Here is a 15,253-nt window from a genome sequence, read left to right as displayed (position 1 = left end):
CGGGGACACCCCTCTCACCTGGGGATGAACCCGCCTTTCCCGGAAAGTTCACCTAGTCGTCGAAGTTCGTTCATCGACCGCCACATACGGTGACGGCATGCGCGACGCGTACCACGAAGAACTAGACGCCCTCACTGACAAGCTGGTCGAGATGACCCGTCTCGTCCGCTCGGCCATCTCCCGGGCGACCATCGCCCTGCTGGACGCCGACCTGCAACTGGCGGAGAGCGTCATCTCCCGCGACGCGGAGGTCAACGCGATCTTCGAAGAGATCGAGACGACCATCTTCGACCTGATGGCCAGGCAGCAGCCGGTGGCCATGGACCTGCGCCTGGTGATCACGGCACTGCGCATGGGCACCGACCTGGAGCGCATGGGCGACCTCGCGGTGCACGTGGCCAAGGTGGCCCGCCTGCGTCATCCGGACTCGGCCATCCCGGCGGAGATCCGCTCCACCATCCTGGAGATGGGCCAGATCGCCGAGAACCTGGTCACCAAGGCCGGCAGCAGCGTCGCCGCCCGGGACGTGGACTCGGCCATGGAGCTGGAGCAGGACGACGACGCCATGGACCGGCTGCACCGGCGGCTGTTCAAGACCATTCTGGCCAAGGACTGGTCGCACGGCGTCGAGCCCGCCATCGACATCACGCTGATCGGGCGCTACTACGAGCGCTACGCGGACCACGCGGTGCGGGTGGCCACGTCCGTCGTCTACCTGGTGACCGGCACCAGGACCCCCTGACGGCGTCGAAGGGGGCGCGGACCGCCCCCTTCGCCGGTGGCCTATCGCCCCTGGTTGGCGACGGCCTCGATGGCCGCCTTGGCCGCCTCCGGGTCGAGATACTCCCCGCCGGGACGCAGCGGGTGGAAGTCGGCGTCCAGCTCGTAGCGCAGCGGGATGCCGGTGGGGATGTTGAGCTGCGCGATCTCCTCGTCGCTGACGCCGTCGAGGTGCTTGACCAGGGCGCGCAGCGAGTTGCCGTGCGCGGCCACCAGGACCGTGCGACCGGCCGCGAGGTCGGGGACGATCTCGTCGTACCAGTAGGGGAGCATCCGGTCGACGACGTCCTTCAGGCACTCCGTGCGGGGCATCAGCTCGGAGGGCAGCAGGGCGTAGCGCCGGTCGCCGGCCTGGGAGTATTCGTCGTCGTCCGCGATCGGCGGCGGCGGCACATCGTAGGAGCGCCGCCACAGCATGAACTGCTCCTCGCCGAACTCCTCGCGGGTCTGCGCCTTGTTCTTGCCCTGGAGCGCGCCGTAGTGGCGCTCGTTCAGCCGCCAGCTGCGCTTGACCGGCAGCCAGCGCAGGTCGGCCTCGCCGAGCGCGAGCTGGGCCGTCTGGATGGCCCTGGTCAGCAGGCTGGTGTGCACGACGTCGGGGTGGACGCCGGCCTCGGTCATCAGTCTGCCGCCCCGGCGGGCCTCGTCCTCGCCCTTGGCCGACAGGCTGACGTCCACCCAACCGGTGAACAAGCCCTTCGCGTTCCAGTCACTCTCGCCGTGCCTCAGCAGCACCAAAGTCGCCATACGGCCAATCCTACGGTTTGCGGGCGACCCCGCAGAGAATGTACGGCGCGGCTCCGGGCTCGCGGACCGGTTCGGGGGCGTCGGGACGCCACTCGGCCAGGTTGACCACGCCGGGCGGCAGGAGGTCGAGGCCGTCGAAGAAGCCGGCGATCTGGTTCGGCCGGGCCGAGCCGCCCTGGTAGATCTCGTCCACGGCGGGCTGGGCCCCGCCCGGAGCGCCCGACATGTGGGACAGGACGAGGTGACTGCCCGGCGCCAGGGAGGCCATGAGGTCGGAGATGACCGGCCGCGGGTCGCCGGGGATGACGTGCACGATGGTCAGGAGCAGGACCGCGACGGGCTGGTCGAGGTCGAGGTGTTCCTGGACGTGGCCGAGGATCTCCTTGGGGGCGTTGAGGTCACCGTGCAGGAATCGGGCGCCGGGGATGCCGTGCAGCAGCCTGCGGGCGTGCGAGACGACCTCCGGGTCGTTGTCCACGTAGACGGTCCGGCAGTCCGGGGCCACCTCGTGGACGCACTGCCGGGTGGGCAGACCGGCGCCGATGTCGATGAACTGGCGGACGCCCTGCCGGACGAGGAAGCGTACGGCGCGGCCGAGGAAGGCCCGGTTCTCGCGGGCTCCGGTGCGGACGCCGGGCAGGATCTCCAGGACGCGGCCGGCCGCCTCACGGTCGATGGCGAAGTTGTCCGTACCGCCCAGGAGGTGGTCGTACATCCGCGCGACGTTCGGCTGAGCGTGTCCCAAGTTGCCTGGTTCGGTCACAGCCCAAGATCTTAGCCACGGTCGGGATCGGCGAAGCGGGCGAACGCCCGCAGGTTGGCCAGCGACTCACCGCGCTTGGCCCGCCACTCCCACTCACGCCTGATGGACGAGGCGAAGCCCAGCTCCAGCGCCCGGTCGAACCAGTCGTCCGCGTAGGTCAGCACGCAGCCGAGCAGCCGGTCGATCTCCTCCTCCGAGACCGCCGCCAGCGGGGTCCGGCCGACGAGGTAGACGTCGCCGACGGGGTCGAGGGAGAAGTGGACGCCGTACATGCCGCCGTTCTTGCCGAGCAGCCACCGGTAGAACTCGGCGTGGTTCTCGTCCGGCTGGCGGCAGAAGAACGCCTCCACGTGCAGCGCCCGCTCGCCGACGATCAGCCAGACCATGGTGGCGAGCTTGTGCTGCCCGGGCAGTTTGACCAGGAACGCTCCCGGCCGCGGCTCGTCAAAGGAGACGTCCGCGGCGGTGAGCGCGGCTTCGACGACGGCGCGCATGCCGTACAGCCTATGAGTTGATCGCCACGGGCTGCCGGTGCAGGTGGGCGATCGCCTCGGCGTAGACCTCCATGAGGCGGGAGGAGGTGGCCTGCCAGCCGAAGGCGGCGGCGTGCTCGCGGGCGCCGGCCGACAGGGCGGCGCGGCGGCGCGGCTCGGTGACGAAGCGGCTCAGCGCCCTGGCCCAGTCGTGCGGGTCGTGACCGTCCACGAGCAGGCCGGAGACGCCGTCGCGGACCGCGGTGCGCAGCCCGCCCACGGCGGCGGCGACGACCGGGGTGCCGCAGGCCTGTGACTCTAATGCAACCAGGCCGAAGGACTCGCTGTGCGAGGGCACCACGGTCACGTCGGCCGCGCGGTACCAGTCGGCGAGCTCCGGCTGCGGCGCGGGCGGGACCAGCCGGGTCACGTCGGCGATGCCGAGCTCGGCGGCCAGTTCGGTGAGGATCGAGGGCCTGGCCAGGCCGTTGCCCGACGGGCCGCCCACACAGGCGACCACCAGGCGGCCGCGGAGCGAGGGGTCGTCGATCAGCATCCGCGAGGCGGCGCGCAGCAGCACGTCGGGGGCCTTCAGCGGCTGAATCCGGCCCACGAACAGCAGCAGGTACGCGTCCATCGGCACGCCGAGCCGGCGCCTGGCCTCGTGCTGTGAAGCGGGCTGGAAGACGGTGAGGTTGACACCGGGGTTCACCACGGCGACCCGCTGCTCGGCCGCGCCGTACAGCTCGATGAGCTCGCGCGCCTCGTCGCCGGTGTTGGCCACCAGGCGGTCGGCGATCTCCACGACCTGCTCCTCGCCGACCACGCGGGCCTGCGGCTCGGGCTTGTCGTCGTCGGCCAGCAACCGGTTCTTGACCTTGGCCATGGTGTGCATGGTGTGCACCAGCGGCACGCCCCAGCGCTCCTTGGCCAGCCAGCCGACCTGGCCGGACAGCCAGTAGTGCGAGTGGATGGCGTCGTAGCGGCCCGGCTCGTACATCGCCTCGGTGCGCAGCACCTCGGACAGGAACGCGCACAGCTGGCCGGGCAGGTCGGCCCGGTCCATCTCCTCGTACGGCCCCGCGGTCAGGTGGCGGACCACGACTCCCGGCGCCAGCTCGGCGACCGGTGGCAGGTCCCTGGCCGTGGCCCTGGTGAAGATCTCCACCTCCACGCCCAGCTGGGCTAGCCGTCTGGCCGACTCAACGATGTACACGTTCATGCCACCGGCGTCGCCCGTCCCGGGCTGCTCCAGTGGTGACGTGTGCATGCTGATGGTCGCGACCCGGTTGACCCGTCGTCGCCTCACCCGACATCACCTCCCAAGCGAACTACAACCATTCAGATCTTTCCGGCATTCCCTGTCAGAGGTCGCAGCGGGTGGCATCCGGGAGGGCCTGGCAAACTATGGCCCATGAAGAGAACTGCTGTGGTCACGGGCGCGAGCAGCGGGATCGGCGAGGCGACGGCGCGGCGACTGGCCGCCGAGGGCTACGACGTGGTGGCGGGCGCCAGACGGCGCGAACGGCTCGACGAACTAGCCGCCGAAGTACCCGGGATCAGGCCTGTCACACTCGACGTGACCTCCCAGGACTCCGTCGAGGCGCTGGCCGCCTCGCTGGCGCGGTGCGACGTCCTGGTCAACAACGCGGGCGGCGCGTTCGGCACGGAGACCGTGGCCGAGGGCCGGCTGGACGACTGGCAGCGGATGTACGACACCAACGTGCTCGGCTCCCTGCGCGTGACCCAGGCGCTGCTGCCCAAGCTGGTCGGGTCCGGCGACGGCGTGCTGGTGATGCTGACCTCCACGGCCGGCCTGGTGTCGTACGAAGGCGGCGGCGGCTACTGCGCCGCCAAGCACGCGCAGAGCTCGATGGCCGAGACCCTCCGGCTGGAGCTCGTCGGGCAGCCCGTCCGCGTCATCGAGATCGCGCCCGGCATGGTGCGCAGCGAGGGCTTCGCCGTCACCCGCTTCCGCGGCGACGAGGCCGCCGCCGCCAAGGTCTACGAGGGCGTGCCCGACCCGCTCACCTCCGACGACGTGGCCGACGCCATCGCCTGGTGCGTCACCCGGCCCGCGCACTTCAACGTCGACCGCATGGTCCTGCGCCCCCGCGCCCAGGCCGCCCAGCACAAGGTGCACCGCGTCAGTGGTTAGGCCCGTCGGGGCGATCACCCGGGGGACGACCGGCCACAACCGGCTGCGGCGCGCGGACCGGTGGGTCGCCGCCGTGCACGGCTCCGCGCTGCGCGCCGCCCACCGGCCGCTGGTGGTGGACCTGGGGTACGGCGCCTCGCACGCCACGACGCTGGAGCTGTTCACCCGGCTGCGCGTGGTCGTGCCGGACGTCGAGGTCGTGGGCGTGGAGATCGACCCGGCCCGGGTCGCGCTGGCCAAGCCGTACGAGCGTGCGGGGCTGAGCTTCAGGCTCGGCGGGTTCGAGCTCCCGGTCGCCCGGCCGCCGGCGCTGGTCCGCGCCTTCAACGTCCTGCGGCAGTACGGCGAGGCGGAGGCGTGGCACTACTGGGACGTCCTGCGGGACCGGCTCGCCCCGGGCGGCCTGCTGGTGGAGGGCACCTGCTCGGAGACGGGACACCGGGCGGTGTGGGTGTGCCTGGACGGCGACGGGCCCCGCACGCTGACGTTCTCGGCCCGCTTCGACGCCTTCGACCGGCCGTCGGACCTGGCCGACCGGCTGCCCAAGACACTCATCCACCGCAACGTGCCCGGGGAGCCGATCCACGCCTTCCTGCGCGACTTCGACCACGCCTGGGCGGTCAGCGCGCCGTACGGGGCTCATGGGCTGCGTCAGCGCTGGCTCGCGGCGGTCGGCGCGCTGGCCGGGTCCTGGCCCGTCACGGGCCGGCCACCGCTCGGCGGCCCGCGCCGCTGGCGGCTGGGCGAGCTGACCCTCCCTTGGTCCGCCGTCGCACCGGACGCCGGCAGGTGAGTCGCGGCCTGGATCGCGGCGTAGGCCGGCTCGTTCAGAGTTCGGCCTGGAACGCGGCGTAGGCCGGCTCGTCGAACAGGACGAAACGTACTTCCTCGACGAGTGTCCCGGCCGCGCGGACCGTCCGGAGCGCGACGCGCGCCCCGTCGTCGAGCGGCCAGCCGTAGATGCCCGTGGAGATCGCCGGGAAGGCCACCGTCGCCGCCCCCAGGGAGCTCGCCACCCGTAGCGACTCCCGGTAGCAGGAGGCGAGCAGGTGCGAGCGGTCCTCCGTCGTGGAGTGCACCGGTCCGACGGTGTGGACGACCCAGCGGGCCGGCAGCCTGCCCGCCGTCGTGGCGACCGCCTGGCCGGTCGGCAGGCCCTTGCCGTACCGCGCGGCGCGCAGGTCCCGGCACGCCTGGAGGATCTCCGGGCCGCCGCGGCGGTGGATGGCGCCGTCGACCCCGCCGCCGCCCATGAGGGAGGAGTTGGCGGCGTTCACGACGGCGTCGACCTGCTGCTCGGTGATGTCGCCCCGAACCAGGGTGATGTGCATCTCTCCAGCATCCCGGATGGCTGCTCGACACGCCGTAGTACTACGCTGGAGAGTGTGAAGGGTCTTGGGGAGCTTGAACGCAGCATCATGGACATCCTGTGGGCGGAGAGCAGCCCGCTGACCGCCCGCGAGGTCGGCCGGCTCATCGCCGATCGCGACCTGGCCCCGACGACGGTCATGACCGTGCTCGACCGTCTCACCCGCAAGGGCTTCCTGCGCCGCACCCGCGACGGGCGCGCCTGGCGCTACGAGCCCGCGGAAAGCCGCGACAGCTATGTGGCTGAGCTTATGCTTGAGGCTCTGGGCATGACCGGCGACCGGTCCGCCGCCCTGACCCGCTTCGCCCAGGCCGTCTCTGGGCCCGAGGCGGAGGTCCTGCGCAGAGTCCTTACGGAGCTGGAGGAAGAGTGATCACGGCAGTGGTGCTGGCCGCGCTCGCCCTGGCGTGCGCGATCGGCTCCTGGCGTCTCACGACCGCCCGCTGGACCTCCCGCGCGCCTCGCACCGCCATCATCCTCTGGCAGTCGCTCGGGGTCGCCTGGGGGCTGGCCACCACCGGCGCGATGCTCGCCTTCGGCGTGCAGCCCTACGAGATCGGCGTGCTGTCCGGTCTGCTCGCCTTCGCCGACGGCCAGGGGCCGAGCCTGGCGTGGGATCCGCTGCACGTGCTCGCGATGATCGCCGGGTTCACCTCGCTCACCGTGCTCGTCGTGGTGCTGATCTCGGCGGGGGTGCAGGCGCTGCGGGCCCGCAGGCGGCACCGCGTGCTGCTGGCGCTGATCTCCCGTGACGATCCCGGCGTGCCGGGCGTGCGGGTGCTCGACCATCCGAGCGCCGCCGCCTACTGCGTGCCGGGCCTGCGCTCCCAGGTGGTGGTCAGCGAGGGCGCACTCAAGCTGCTGTCCCAGGACGAGCTGACCGCCGTGCTCGCGCACGAGGCCGCGCACGTACGCGAGCGGCACGATCTGGTGCTGCTGCCGTTCGCCGCGCTGCGCAGGGCGTTGCCCTGGGCCAAGGTGGTCCGTGAGGCGCAGGAGCAGGTGGAGCTGCTGGTGGAGATGGCGGCCGACGACCGGGCCCGGCGCTACTGCTCACCGCGCCGGCTGGCCACCGCGCTGCTCAGGTTCGGCTCCGCGGGTGCGATGCCGACGCCCAGCGGGATGCTGGGCGTGCATGCCCACCACGTCATGGCCAGGGTGGACCGGCTGCTCAAGCCGGGCCCCGAGCTGCCCGTGAGCCTGCGTTACGGGGTGCTCGCCCTGTCCGTGACCTTGGTCACCTCCACCCCCTTCCTCTGGATCATCCAGCTCTAGCGCTTGCAGCAGCTACCACTCTGTTTGCATTTGCAAGCACGGTGCGGCACACTGGAGGCATGGCACTACCGAAGGTCGGCTCGATCGGCGAATACATCCGTGAGCAGCGGCAGCAGGCGAAGATCTCGCTTCGCCAGCTCTCGGCCGCGGCGGGGGTCTCCAACCCCTACCTCAGCCAGATCGAGCGCGGGCTGCGCAAGCCGAGCGCGGAGATCCTCAACCAGATCGCCAAGGGGCTGCGCATCTCCTCGCAGGCGCTCTATGTGCAGGCGGGCCTCATCGAGGACCGCGAGCCGCCCAGCGATGTGGTCGCCACGATCAGGGCCGACACTCTTCTGACGGAGCGGCAACGTCAGGTGCTGATCGACATCTACGAGTCGTTCCGCAAGGAGCATCTCGCCGGGGATGAGCAGACCTCCCAGAATGCCCATCCCCAGCGCGACCCCGAAACGGACGACGAGCGGCCGCTGCCCCCGGAGTTGCTCGCCGCACTTGAGCCCTATGCGGCGAGCGCGGGCAACGGCACCGTCAACCAGGAAACCAAGGAAGGTTAACCCATGACTCTGGCCACTGAGGTCAAGAAGCTGACCGATTCCAAGCCTTTCTACGCCATCGCCGGTGTCGGCGACTTCGCCGCCGAGAAGCTGCGCGAGCTGCCCGAGCAGCTGCAGAAGCTCCAGTCGCGGCGTGCTGAGCTGGCCAAGGACCTGCCGGTCCGGGCCCGCGGCTACGCGGACAAGGCCGAGGGCATCGCCAAGGAGCTCCCGGAGAAGGCCCGTGAGTACGCCGACGTGCTCGGCCACCGCGCGGTCGAGGCCTACGAGGGCTTCGCCACCAGGGGCCGCAAGGTCGTCAGCAAGACGACCGGCGAGGCCGCCCTTGAGCTGGAGGAGCTGTCGGAGGCCGCCGAGCCGCCCGTCGCCACCCCGGTGAAGAAGACCCGCACCACCAAGACCCAGTCCTGACCCGGCCGTAGGCCCGGCTCTCACGAGAGCCGGGCCTTCGTTTTGTGGCTCCCGTGCGCGGGGGGCGCCTATTAGGCTGGTGCCGACTCATCGCGGCATCGGGCGGAGCCTGAACATGGAAATCATCAACCTCGTCTTCAACTTTCTCTTTCTCGTGCTCTCTGTGATCATTTTCGGTATGGCGGCGTACGCGCTGGCGCATGCCGTACGCGTGTCGAATGACGCGTTCGTGTCGGCGGGAAAGCTGCAGAAGAGCATCTGGCTGATCATCTTGATCCTGGCGACGCTGTTCTCGGCGGCGGGCGCCTATGGCTACCTGACGAGTTTCCTCGCCATCGGAGGCGCCGTCTTCATCGGCATCGGCCTGGGGATCTTCTCCATCATCGCCGTCATCGCCGCCACCATCTACATCGTGGACGTCAAGCCCGCGGTGAAGGGCATGGGCGGGCGCGGCGGCAATCAGGGGCCCTACGGACCCTGGTAAGGCAGCCGGCTAAGGGCTCCTGCCAGCCACGTGCCCAGCCGTGCGTGCCCGGCGTGCGTCGGATGGACGCCGTCGGGCAGCGTCATCTCCGCCTCCCCGTCCGCGGCCCAGCGCTCGCGCATCGGGTCGAGGAACGGCACCGCCTGACGCTCCGCCACCTCCGCCAGGGCGTCACGCACCCGATAGGCCTTCGCCGGGGCGCGCCCCATCCAGATCGGGCCCACCATGACGACCTCGGCCCGTGGCCAGGTGGCCCTGGCGTCCCGCAGGAGTTCGGTGGCCGCGCGCCGCACCTTGGGCGCGGACCAGCGGCAGTCGTTGTGCCCGCCGGAGATCACCAGCACGTCGGGCGCCGGCCGCCAGGCGAGCTCCGCCTCGAACGACTGCCGGAACGTACGTCCTACACGCCCTTCACTGAGATAGCCGGTGCCGCCCGCGCCCGCGATGATCGGCTGCCAGCCGAGCAGGCGGGCGGCCTCGCTCGCGTAGGCGCGCCAGCGAGGGACCGGCCCCGATCCGACGGTGAAGCTGTCCCCGACGAACATCACCACCGGCGGGCCCTGCCGGACGGGCGCGAGCTCGGGTGTCGCCGCCGCCGTACTACACGCCGACGTAGTGCCATAAATCGCCATTAATGCGGCTGCCCGGGCGAGGAAAGGGAGATGCATCAGACCACGCATGTACCACCTCGAAAGCTCTAGGGCTAAGACTGTGCTTTGTGTCCGCTATGTGTAGCTGTGTTTCGGCTATGATCTGTGCGTGTCGGGCACGTCACGCTAGGCTATTATCGGGCGCCGATGGGCTGAGGTCATTGGGGCGGACGCGGGTCGGGTGGGTGCTGATGGGTGAGGTGGTGTCCACCGCGTCCTGCCGGGCGTTTCGGGCGGTGCTGGAATCCTCGGGTGAGGTGGTCGGAGAGCGGGTGCTGGCCGAGCGGGTGAGCTGGCTGGCCGCTGTGGTCCGGCTGATGGCGGCGGGGGTGGTGGCGGGGCGCTGGAATCGGGCGGATCTGGATCGGCTGGGTTCGGGTGTCGGGCTGGATGGCCGGGCGCTGCCTGCCAAGGGGTGGATGGCGGTGCGCCGCCTGGGCTGGGGCGCGGATGTTCCTGTCGGGGTGTATGTCTCTGATCGGGTGCGCCGGTGCGCGGAGGAGGAGGCCGCCCGCGCGCTGCGGCTGGCGTTGCATCGCCGGGCGGTGCTGGCGGCGATCACCGAGACCTGGCCCGCCGACCCCGGCCAGCGTACCGACGCTGACTGGAGCGCGCTGCGTGCGGCGCTGGACGCGGCGGGGGTGTCCGGTGGCGAGGTTCCGGCCGCGCTGATCCGTAGCCGGACCCGGCAACTCCGTGCCTACCTCGACGAGCACGGGCCGTCACCCGCCGACCTGACTGGCCAGAACGGTCAGGCCGGTCGGGCCGGTCAGGTGGATGTGGTGGAGGTGGAGGAGCCACCGGTGCTGCCCGCGCAGGTACTCCTGGCGGCCGCCGATCGGCAACTCGTCATCCTGGAACGCGTCGGCGCTACTGGCGCGCGGTTGCGTGTCCAGCTTCCCCTGGGTGTGCGGCCGGCTACCCGCCGGGATTGGGCGTGGCATGTGCTGCCGGTCTCTTTGCCCCCGCAGGTACCGACCGACGCGGAGCTGCGCAGCCCGACCCTGCGGGTGGCCGACGGCCGAGTGCGAGTCGACCTGCCGTTCACGATGCCCGTGCCGTACGCCCCTGCCACCGGCCACACCGTCGCGGCAGGGTTCGACTGGGGGGTCACCACCCTGCTCACCGGCACGGTCGGGCGCCTGCACAACGGCCGGGTGGAGGGGGACGGCCGTCCGCTGATCTACGACGCCACCACGGTGAACGCCAAGCTGCACCGGCTACGCGGTCACCGTGAGGCGCTGGCCGCCAAACGCGACCACTACGCCACCCTCCAAGCCGGACTCACCCCCAGCGGCACCACCCACCACCCCGCCCGTGACGCGGCCCGCTACGGCGAGGTGGCCGCGTTGCATGAGCGGGCCGACCGGGAGCACACGCGGGTGTGCGCGCGGATCCGGCGCCTGAACAACGCCCTGTCCTGGAGCGCCGCCCGCTGGGCCGTCGACCAAGCCATCGCGTTGGGCGCGTCGGTCATCTACCTGGAAGACCTCGCCACGTTGGAGGCTCGAGGCCGCAGGCGAGGCAACGCCACCCTGTCCGGCCAAGTTCGCGGACGCGTGGCCGACGCCATCCGGCACCTCGCCGCCAAGACCGCGCTCGCGGTCGTCGCTGTGCCCGCGCGAGGAACCAGTAAATACTGCCCCCGTTGTGGTACCGGCGCCGCACCTCTGCACCACGCGCCCGCGCCGGACCGGCTGAACGAGCGCGGCTGGAAATGGGCGCACTGCCACAGGTGTGGCCTGTCCTGCGACCGCGACCAAGCCGCCGCCGAGCGGATCGTCTCCCGGGGCCTGCTCGCCCAACGGCACACCGTCACCGACCGCACCACCGGCACCCGGATCATCCGCACCGTCGTCGAGGGCAACCTCGCCCGCGCCCGCCGCCCCAAAAGGCCGACCAGGGCCGCCAGACGCGCCCGCCGCACCCGCACCGACCTGCACCCACGCCCCCAAAGCCGACAGGACCGGACCAAGACCGGCCCCACCCCCCAACGACCCACCCGCCAGCGATCCACTGAGCGATCCACCACGAAGACTTTCAGCCAGCTGCCCGACCGGCGTCTGGTGCCCGCCCCCACCCACCCGGTGGGACAGCGTCCGGCGGGCCAAGCACCCCAGGCGAACAGCCCAACGGCCGTCCGCACAGGGCTTGTACGCGATTCTCACCAACGGACCGGCTTCCACCACGTGAAAGCCACCCCCGTACTCCCACTAGCGGAGTACGGGAGCGGCAGACACCAGGCCACGCCTGCCCAAAATGCCTGACTTCCTCAGGCAACCACAGAGAATCACAGACGCTGCCGGTATGACCAGCGATCTCCACGGGCGTACGCAACGGCTTGAGCTGTCCGACCAGAACCTTCGCGACTTCGAGGCCGTCGTCCTCGACTCAACCTCCGAGGGCGTCGTGGTGAACAGGTCGGCATTCTATCCGGGGGGCGGCGGCCAGCCTGCGGATCACGGAGTTCTCCTCTGGCAAGGGGTGGAAACGCGCATCGTCGGAGTGCGCAAAGGCGATGATCTCCACCTGATTCCGGCAGAGGACGACCCGATCCCACCGGTGGGCACGGTGGTGCGGGCGGCGGTGGCCGACGAGCGCCGCACCGCCCTCATGCGCACCCACTCCGGCCTGCACGTGCTCTGCGGGGTCGTCTTCCGCGACTACGGCTGCCTGGTCACCGGGGGCAACATGGAGCCGATGACCGCCAGGATGGACTTCAACCTGCCGGAGGTGCCCGCGGGCTTCAAGGAGGCGGTCGAGGCGGCCTGCAACGCCGAGGTCCTCGCCGACCGGCGCATCGACGTACGCGTCCTGCCGCGCGAGGAGGCGTTCGCCATCCCCGACATCATCCGGACCGCCACCAACCTGGTGCCGCCGGAGGTGCAGGAGGTCCGCATCGTCGACATCGACGGCCTGGACACCCAGGCGGACGGCGGCACCCACGTCGCCTCCACCAAGCAGATCGGCCGCGTCAAGGTGACCAAGGTGGAGAGCAAGGGCCGCGGCTTCCGCCGCCTGCGCATCGCCATCTCCGACTGACCGCCTCGCCTCAGCGCTCGGTCAGAGGTCCTGGTACGAGTGGGCGCCCAGGCCGCGTAGCCAGGTGGCGACGGCGGTGAAGCCGTGGCGCTCGGCCGCGTCCAGGGGCGTCAGAGGCTCCCAGGGCGGCACCCAGTCCACCGTGGCGCCCCGCTCCACCAACTGCTCCGCCACCTGGCGCTGACCGCCGTGGCAGGCGTACCAGAAGGCCAGGTCGACCTCGCCCTGATCGGAGACCGTGACCTGGTCCAGGAGGCCGAGCGCGGCGGCGTGGTGGGGCTCGACGGCCGCGCCGCGCGCCACCAGCCGCCTGGCCGCGCCCCACTGCGCGAACGCCACCGCGTCCGCCAGCGCCGTCCCGCCCGCGATGACCGCGCCACGCGCCTCGATGTCGGCGTCCGCGTCCAGGAGGGCGTCCAGCGCCTCGACGTCATCGCTGCTCGCCGCCCAGTGCAGCGGCGTCTCGGCATGCCCGGCGTACGCGCCGCCGCGTTCACCGTTGTCACCGCGTTCGCCGTGCTCGGCGCGGTCGGCGTGCTCGGCGCGGTCGGCGCGGTTGGCGCGGTCGGCTCCGAAGGGGGCGTTGACGTCGGCGCCCGCGGTGGCGAGTGCGGCGATCGTCGCGGCGACGTTCGGGAAGTGGCCTGGCCAGTCGGTGGCCACGTGCAGGAGCGTACGAGATCCGTCCAGCCGGGCGGTGGCCAGTGCCGGGTCCGACGCCAGCAGTCGCCGGAGGGCGGGCACGTCGCCCGATCGGATCGCCTGGACCGCGCTGTGCTCGCTCATGGGCGCCTCCTTCACGTGTGGACTCCATACTCGGGGGTTGTCGGCGTGACCCGCTAGCATGTGCGGCCATGACGGGTTTCAGGCACACGCTGGCCGCGCTGGGGGCCATCACTCTGGCAGTGGTCCCCGCGACCGCCACTCCCGCCATGGCGGCGGCAGGGATCACCGACGAGGTCACGATGACCCTCGGCAAGGGTGGCACCCTGCATGTCGTCGAGAAGATCAGCGGCGCCGAGGGGCCGCTCAAGCGGACGTTCCTGACCAGGACGCGCTACGACGACACCAGCGACCGGCTCTACGAGATCTCCAACGTCAAGGGCGGGAAGCTCACCGGCGACGTGCTCACCGTGACCGCGCCCGCCACCGTCGAATACGACGTCAAGGGCGCCGTGACCGCGACGGGCGGCATGGAGGAGCTGCGCTGGTTCGCGGTCAACGGCTGGGACACCGCCGTCGCCAAGGCCACCGTCAAGGTCAACGGCCCCGGCCAGGTGCAGAGCCTGTCGTGCTTCGCCGGCGAGCTGACCTCGGCCATCGGCTGCACCTCGGCCTCCATGGACCACGTCGCCACCCAGGCCGACTTCGAGCAGACCGGCCTCGCCCCGGGTCAGGCGCTCACCGTGGTCGTCGGCTTCCCGCAGGGCGCCAGCGGCGGGCAGCCGATCATCGACAAGCGGTTCTCGCTGGCCAGCGCCTTCGCCCTCAGCCCGGTCACCGGCGGCGCGCTGGCCGCTCTGCTGGTGCTGCTCCTCGGCGGCCTGGCCGCGCTCTACTGGACGCGTGGCCGGGACGCGCGGATCGCCGACCACGAGAAGGGCGCGGTCGACCCGATGCGGGACGGGCACTTCTCCCCGCCGGACGGGGTGCGGCCCGGCCAGATCGGCACCCTGGTGGACGAGCAGGCCGATGTGGTCGACGTGACGGCCACGATCGTGGACCTGGCCGTGCGCGGCTATCTGCGCATCGACGAACAGGAGCGGCAGACGTACGACGCGCCGGACTGGATGCTCGTCAAGCAGCCGCACGCGCCCGTGACCGTGCTGCTCCCCTACGAGCGGGCCCTGTACGACGCGATCTTCGACGGGCGGGACGCGGTGCTGCTGTCGCAGTTGTCCGGCTCGTTCGTCGCCCATCTGGGCAAGGTCCGCGACGCGCTCTACACCGACGTGGTCCGGCAGGGCTGGTTCGCCCGCCGCCCCGACGCCGAGCGCACCCGCTGGACCACGATCGGCGTCGTCGCCATGGTCGTGGGCATTGTCGCCACGGCCGCGCTGGCCTGGTTCACCACCTACGGCCTGATCGGGCTCGCCCTGATCATCGCGGGCGGGGCGCTGTCCGTGGGCGGGCAGTACATGCCGGCCAAGACCGCCAAGGGCTCGGCGGCGCTGGCGCACACCTTAGGGTTCCGCGAGTTCCTCTTCTCGGGCGACCTGGGTGACGTGCCGGAAAAGCAGCGAGTGGAGCTGTTCTCCCGTTATCTGCCCTATGCCGTGATCTTCGACGGGGTGGAGCACTGGTCGCGCGTCGTCGCGTCGGTCACGGGCAACGGCTCCCCCTCCGACAACCTCTACTGGTACCACGGGCCGGCCGAGTGGGACCTGTCGAAGTTCGCCGGCTCGATGCGCACGTTCACCACGACGACCTCAGGCGCGATCTCGGCCACCCGCCAGTTCCGCACCCTCTAGCGGACACGCAGCCCGCCACCCTCTAGCGGACGCGGAGTTCGCCACCCTTTAGCGGACGCGCAGCCCGCCACCCTCT

General features: G+C 71.2%; 18 protein-coding genes. 11 read left to right on the top strand and 7 right to left on the bottom strand.

The annotated features are described in order from the left end of the window. Positions 1–97 precede the first annotated feature (97 nt). Positions 98–742 carry a phosphate signaling complex protein PhoU gene (gene phoU, locus OHA68_RS18420; RefSeq protein WP_327108756.1) on the top strand — a complete coding sequence of 215 codons (645 nt, stop codon included), beginning with the start codon at positions 98–100 and terminating at the stop codon, positions 740–742. A gap of 41 nt (positions 743–783) precedes the next feature. On the opposite strand, the gene OHA68_RS18415 is transcribed toward phoU, so the two are convergent. The 4 genes from OHA68_RS18415 to mshA are packed head-to-tail and all read right to left on the bottom strand — an operon-like array spanning position 784 to position 4,072. Then, the gene (locus OHA68_RS18415; RefSeq protein WP_327108755.1) at positions 784–1,527 is read right to left on the bottom strand and encodes a phosphoglyceromutase; all 744 of its coding nucleotides are present in this window, start codon (positions 1,525–1,527) and stop codon (positions 784–786) included. A gap of 10 nt (positions 1,528–1,537) precedes the next feature. Continuing rightward, on the bottom strand, positions 1,538–2,290 hold the full coding sequence (locus tag OHA68_RS18410; protein WP_327108754.1) for an SAM-dependent methyltransferase: 753 nt from the start codon (positions 2,288–2,290) through the stop codon (positions 1,538–1,540). Between the two features lie 11 nt (positions 2,291–2,301). Continuing rightward, positions 2,302–2,784 (bottom strand): type III secretion system chaperone family protein, encoded by a 483-nt coding sequence (locus OHA68_RS18405; protein WP_327108753.1) that lies wholly within the window; start codon positions 2,782–2,784, stop codon positions 2,302–2,304. 10 nt (positions 2,785–2,794) lie between these two features. Further along, a complete protein-coding gene (gene mshA / locus OHA68_RS18400; RefSeq protein ID WP_327108752.1) occupies positions 2,795–4,072 on the bottom strand; it encodes a D-inositol-3-phosphate glycosyltransferase in 1,278 nt (425 codons plus the stop codon). A 105-nt stretch (positions 4,073–4,177) separates the two neighbouring features. Between mshA and OHA68_RS18395 the strand changes: the two genes are divergently transcribed. Together OHA68_RS18395 and OHA68_RS18390 are read left to right on the top strand one after the other, a co-directional pair. Continuing rightward, positions 4,178–4,921, top strand: coding sequence for an SDR family NAD(P)-dependent oxidoreductase (locus OHA68_RS18395; protein ID WP_327108751.1), 744 nt, complete (start codon positions 4,178–4,180; stop codon positions 4,919–4,921). Next, positions 4,914–5,714, top strand: coding sequence for a class I SAM-dependent methyltransferase (locus tag OHA68_RS18390; RefSeq protein ID WP_327108750.1), 801 nt, complete (start codon positions 4,914–4,916; stop codon positions 5,712–5,714). Before OHA68_RS18395 ends, OHA68_RS18390 begins: the two co-directional genes overlap by 8 nt. Before the next feature lie 34 nt (positions 5,715–5,748). On the opposite strand, the gene OHA68_RS18385 is transcribed toward OHA68_RS18390, so the two are convergent. Continuing rightward, complete coding sequence (locus tag OHA68_RS18385) at positions 5,749–6,252, bottom strand: O-acetyl-ADP-ribose deacetylase (RefSeq protein ID WP_327108749.1); 504 nt, start codon at positions 6,250–6,252, stop codon at positions 5,749–5,751. Positions 6,253–6,306: 54 nt separating this feature from the next. Here OHA68_RS18385 and OHA68_RS18380 point away from each other — a divergent pair, with 54 nt between their 5' ends. From OHA68_RS18380 to OHA68_RS18360, 5 genes are all read left to right on the top strand, one after another. Beyond that, entirely contained in the window at positions 6,307–6,663 is a 357-nt protein-coding gene (locus OHA68_RS18380) for a BlaI/MecI/CopY family transcriptional regulator (RefSeq protein WP_189141344.1), read from the top strand. Further along, positions 6,660–7,565 carry a M56 family metallopeptidase gene (locus OHA68_RS18375; protein ID WP_189141345.1) on the top strand — a complete coding sequence of 302 codons (906 nt, stop codon included), beginning with the start codon at positions 6,660–6,662 and terminating at the stop codon, positions 7,563–7,565. The genes OHA68_RS18380 and OHA68_RS18375 overlap by 4 nt, the downstream gene beginning before the upstream one ends. A 59-nt stretch (positions 7,566–7,624) precedes the next feature. After that, positions 7,625–8,119 (top strand): helix-turn-helix domain-containing protein, encoded by a 495-nt coding sequence (locus tag OHA68_RS18370; RefSeq protein ID WP_189141346.1) that lies wholly within the window; start codon positions 7,625–7,627, stop codon positions 8,117–8,119. Positions 8,120–8,122: 3 nt separating this feature from the next. Continuing rightward, entirely contained in the window at positions 8,123–8,530 is a 408-nt protein-coding gene (locus OHA68_RS18365; RefSeq protein ID WP_327108748.1) for a hypothetical protein, read from the top strand. 115 nt (positions 8,531–8,645) lie between these two features. Beyond that, positions 8,646–9,014, top strand: coding sequence for a DUF2516 family protein (locus tag OHA68_RS18360; protein WP_327108747.1), 369 nt, complete (start codon positions 8,646–8,648; stop codon positions 9,012–9,014). Here the strand turns inward: OHA68_RS18360 and OHA68_RS18355 are convergent. After that, on the bottom strand, positions 8,999–9,646 hold the full coding sequence (locus tag OHA68_RS18355) for an SGNH/GDSL hydrolase family protein (protein ID WP_327108746.1): 648 nt from the start codon (positions 9,644–9,646) through the stop codon (positions 8,999–9,001). The genes OHA68_RS18360 and OHA68_RS18355 overlap by 16 nt on opposite strands. A gap of 209 nt (positions 9,647–9,855) precedes the next feature. Here OHA68_RS18355 and OHA68_RS18350 point away from each other — a divergent pair, with 209 nt between their 5' ends. Continuing rightward, on the top strand, positions 9,856–11,931 hold the full coding sequence (locus OHA68_RS18350) for a zinc ribbon domain-containing protein (RefSeq protein WP_327108745.1): 2,076 nt from the start codon (positions 9,856–9,858) through the stop codon (positions 11,929–11,931). Between the two features lie 40 nt (positions 11,932–11,971). Then, the gene (locus OHA68_RS18345) at positions 11,972–12,706 is read left to right on the top strand and encodes an alanyl-tRNA editing protein (protein ID WP_327108744.1); all 735 of its coding nucleotides are present in this window, start codon (positions 11,972–11,974) and stop codon (positions 12,704–12,706) included. A 21-nt stretch (positions 12,707–12,727) separates the two neighbouring features. Here the strand turns inward: OHA68_RS18345 and OHA68_RS18340 are convergent, their stop codons facing one another. Next, complete coding sequence (locus OHA68_RS18340) at positions 12,728–13,492, bottom strand: hypothetical protein (RefSeq protein WP_327108743.1); 765 nt, start codon at positions 13,490–13,492, stop codon at positions 12,728–12,730. A 68-nt stretch (positions 13,493–13,560) separates the two neighbouring features. On the opposite strand from OHA68_RS18340, the gene OHA68_RS18335 reads away from it, so the two are divergent. Further along, positions 13,561–15,177 (top strand): DUF2207 domain-containing protein, encoded by a 1,617-nt coding sequence (locus tag OHA68_RS18335; RefSeq protein WP_327108742.1) that lies wholly within the window; start codon positions 13,561–13,563, stop codon positions 15,175–15,177. Positions 15,178–15,253 lie beyond the last annotated feature (76 nt).

It is taken from the genome of Nonomuraea glycinis (assembly GCF_035920485.1).
GTDB classification, from domain to species: Bacteria; Actinomycetota; Actinomycetes; order Streptosporangiales; family Streptosporangiaceae; genus Nonomuraea; species Nonomuraea glycinis.
This window is presented reverse-complemented; position numbering and strand designations above follow the sequence as displayed.

Coding starts and splice junctions, on each gene's coding strand:
- phoU (WP_327108756.1), top strand. CDS start 98: ATGCGCGACGCGTACCACGAAGAACTAGACGCCCTCACTGACAAGCTG.
- OHA68_RS18415 (WP_327108755.1), bottom strand. CDS start 1,527: ATGGCGACTTTGGTGCTGCTGAGGCACGGCGAGAGTGACTGGAACGCG.
- OHA68_RS18405 (WP_327108753.1), bottom strand. CDS start 2,784: ATGCGCGCCGTCGTCGAAGCCGCGCTCACCGCCGCGGACGTCTCCTTT.
- OHA68_RS18395 (WP_327108751.1), top strand. CDS start 4,178: ATGAAGAGAACTGCTGTGGTCACGGGCGCGAGCAGCGGGATCGGCGAG.
- OHA68_RS18385 (WP_327108749.1), bottom strand. CDS start 6,252: ATGCACATCACCCTGGTTCGGGGCGACATCACCGAGCAGCAGGTCGAC.
- OHA68_RS18370 (WP_189141346.1), top strand. CDS start 7,625: ATGGCACTACCGAAGGTCGGCTCGATCGGCGAATACATCCGTGAGCAG.
- OHA68_RS18365 (WP_327108748.1), top strand. CDS start 8,123: ATGACTCTGGCCACTGAGGTCAAGAAGCTGACCGATTCCAAGCCTTTC.
- OHA68_RS18360 (WP_327108747.1), top strand. CDS start 8,646: ATGGAAATCATCAACCTCGTCTTCAACTTTCTCTTTCTCGTGCTCTCT.
- OHA68_RS18355 (WP_327108746.1), bottom strand. CDS start 9,646: ATGGCGATTTATGGCACTACGTCGGCGTGTAGTACGGCGGCGGCGACA.
- OHA68_RS18350 (WP_327108745.1), top strand. CDS start 9,856: ATGGGTGAGGTGGTGTCCACCGCGTCCTGCCGGGCGTTTCGGGCGGTG.
- OHA68_RS18345 (WP_327108744.1), top strand. CDS start 11,972: ATGACCAGCGATCTCCACGGGCGTACGCAACGGCTTGAGCTGTCCGAC.
- OHA68_RS18340 (WP_327108743.1), bottom strand. CDS start 13,492: ATGAGCGAGCACAGCGCGGTCCAGGCGATCCGATCGGGCGACGTGCCC.
- OHA68_RS18335 (WP_327108742.1), top strand. CDS start 13,561: ATGACGGGTTTCAGGCACACGCTGGCCGCGCTGGGGGCCATCACTCTG.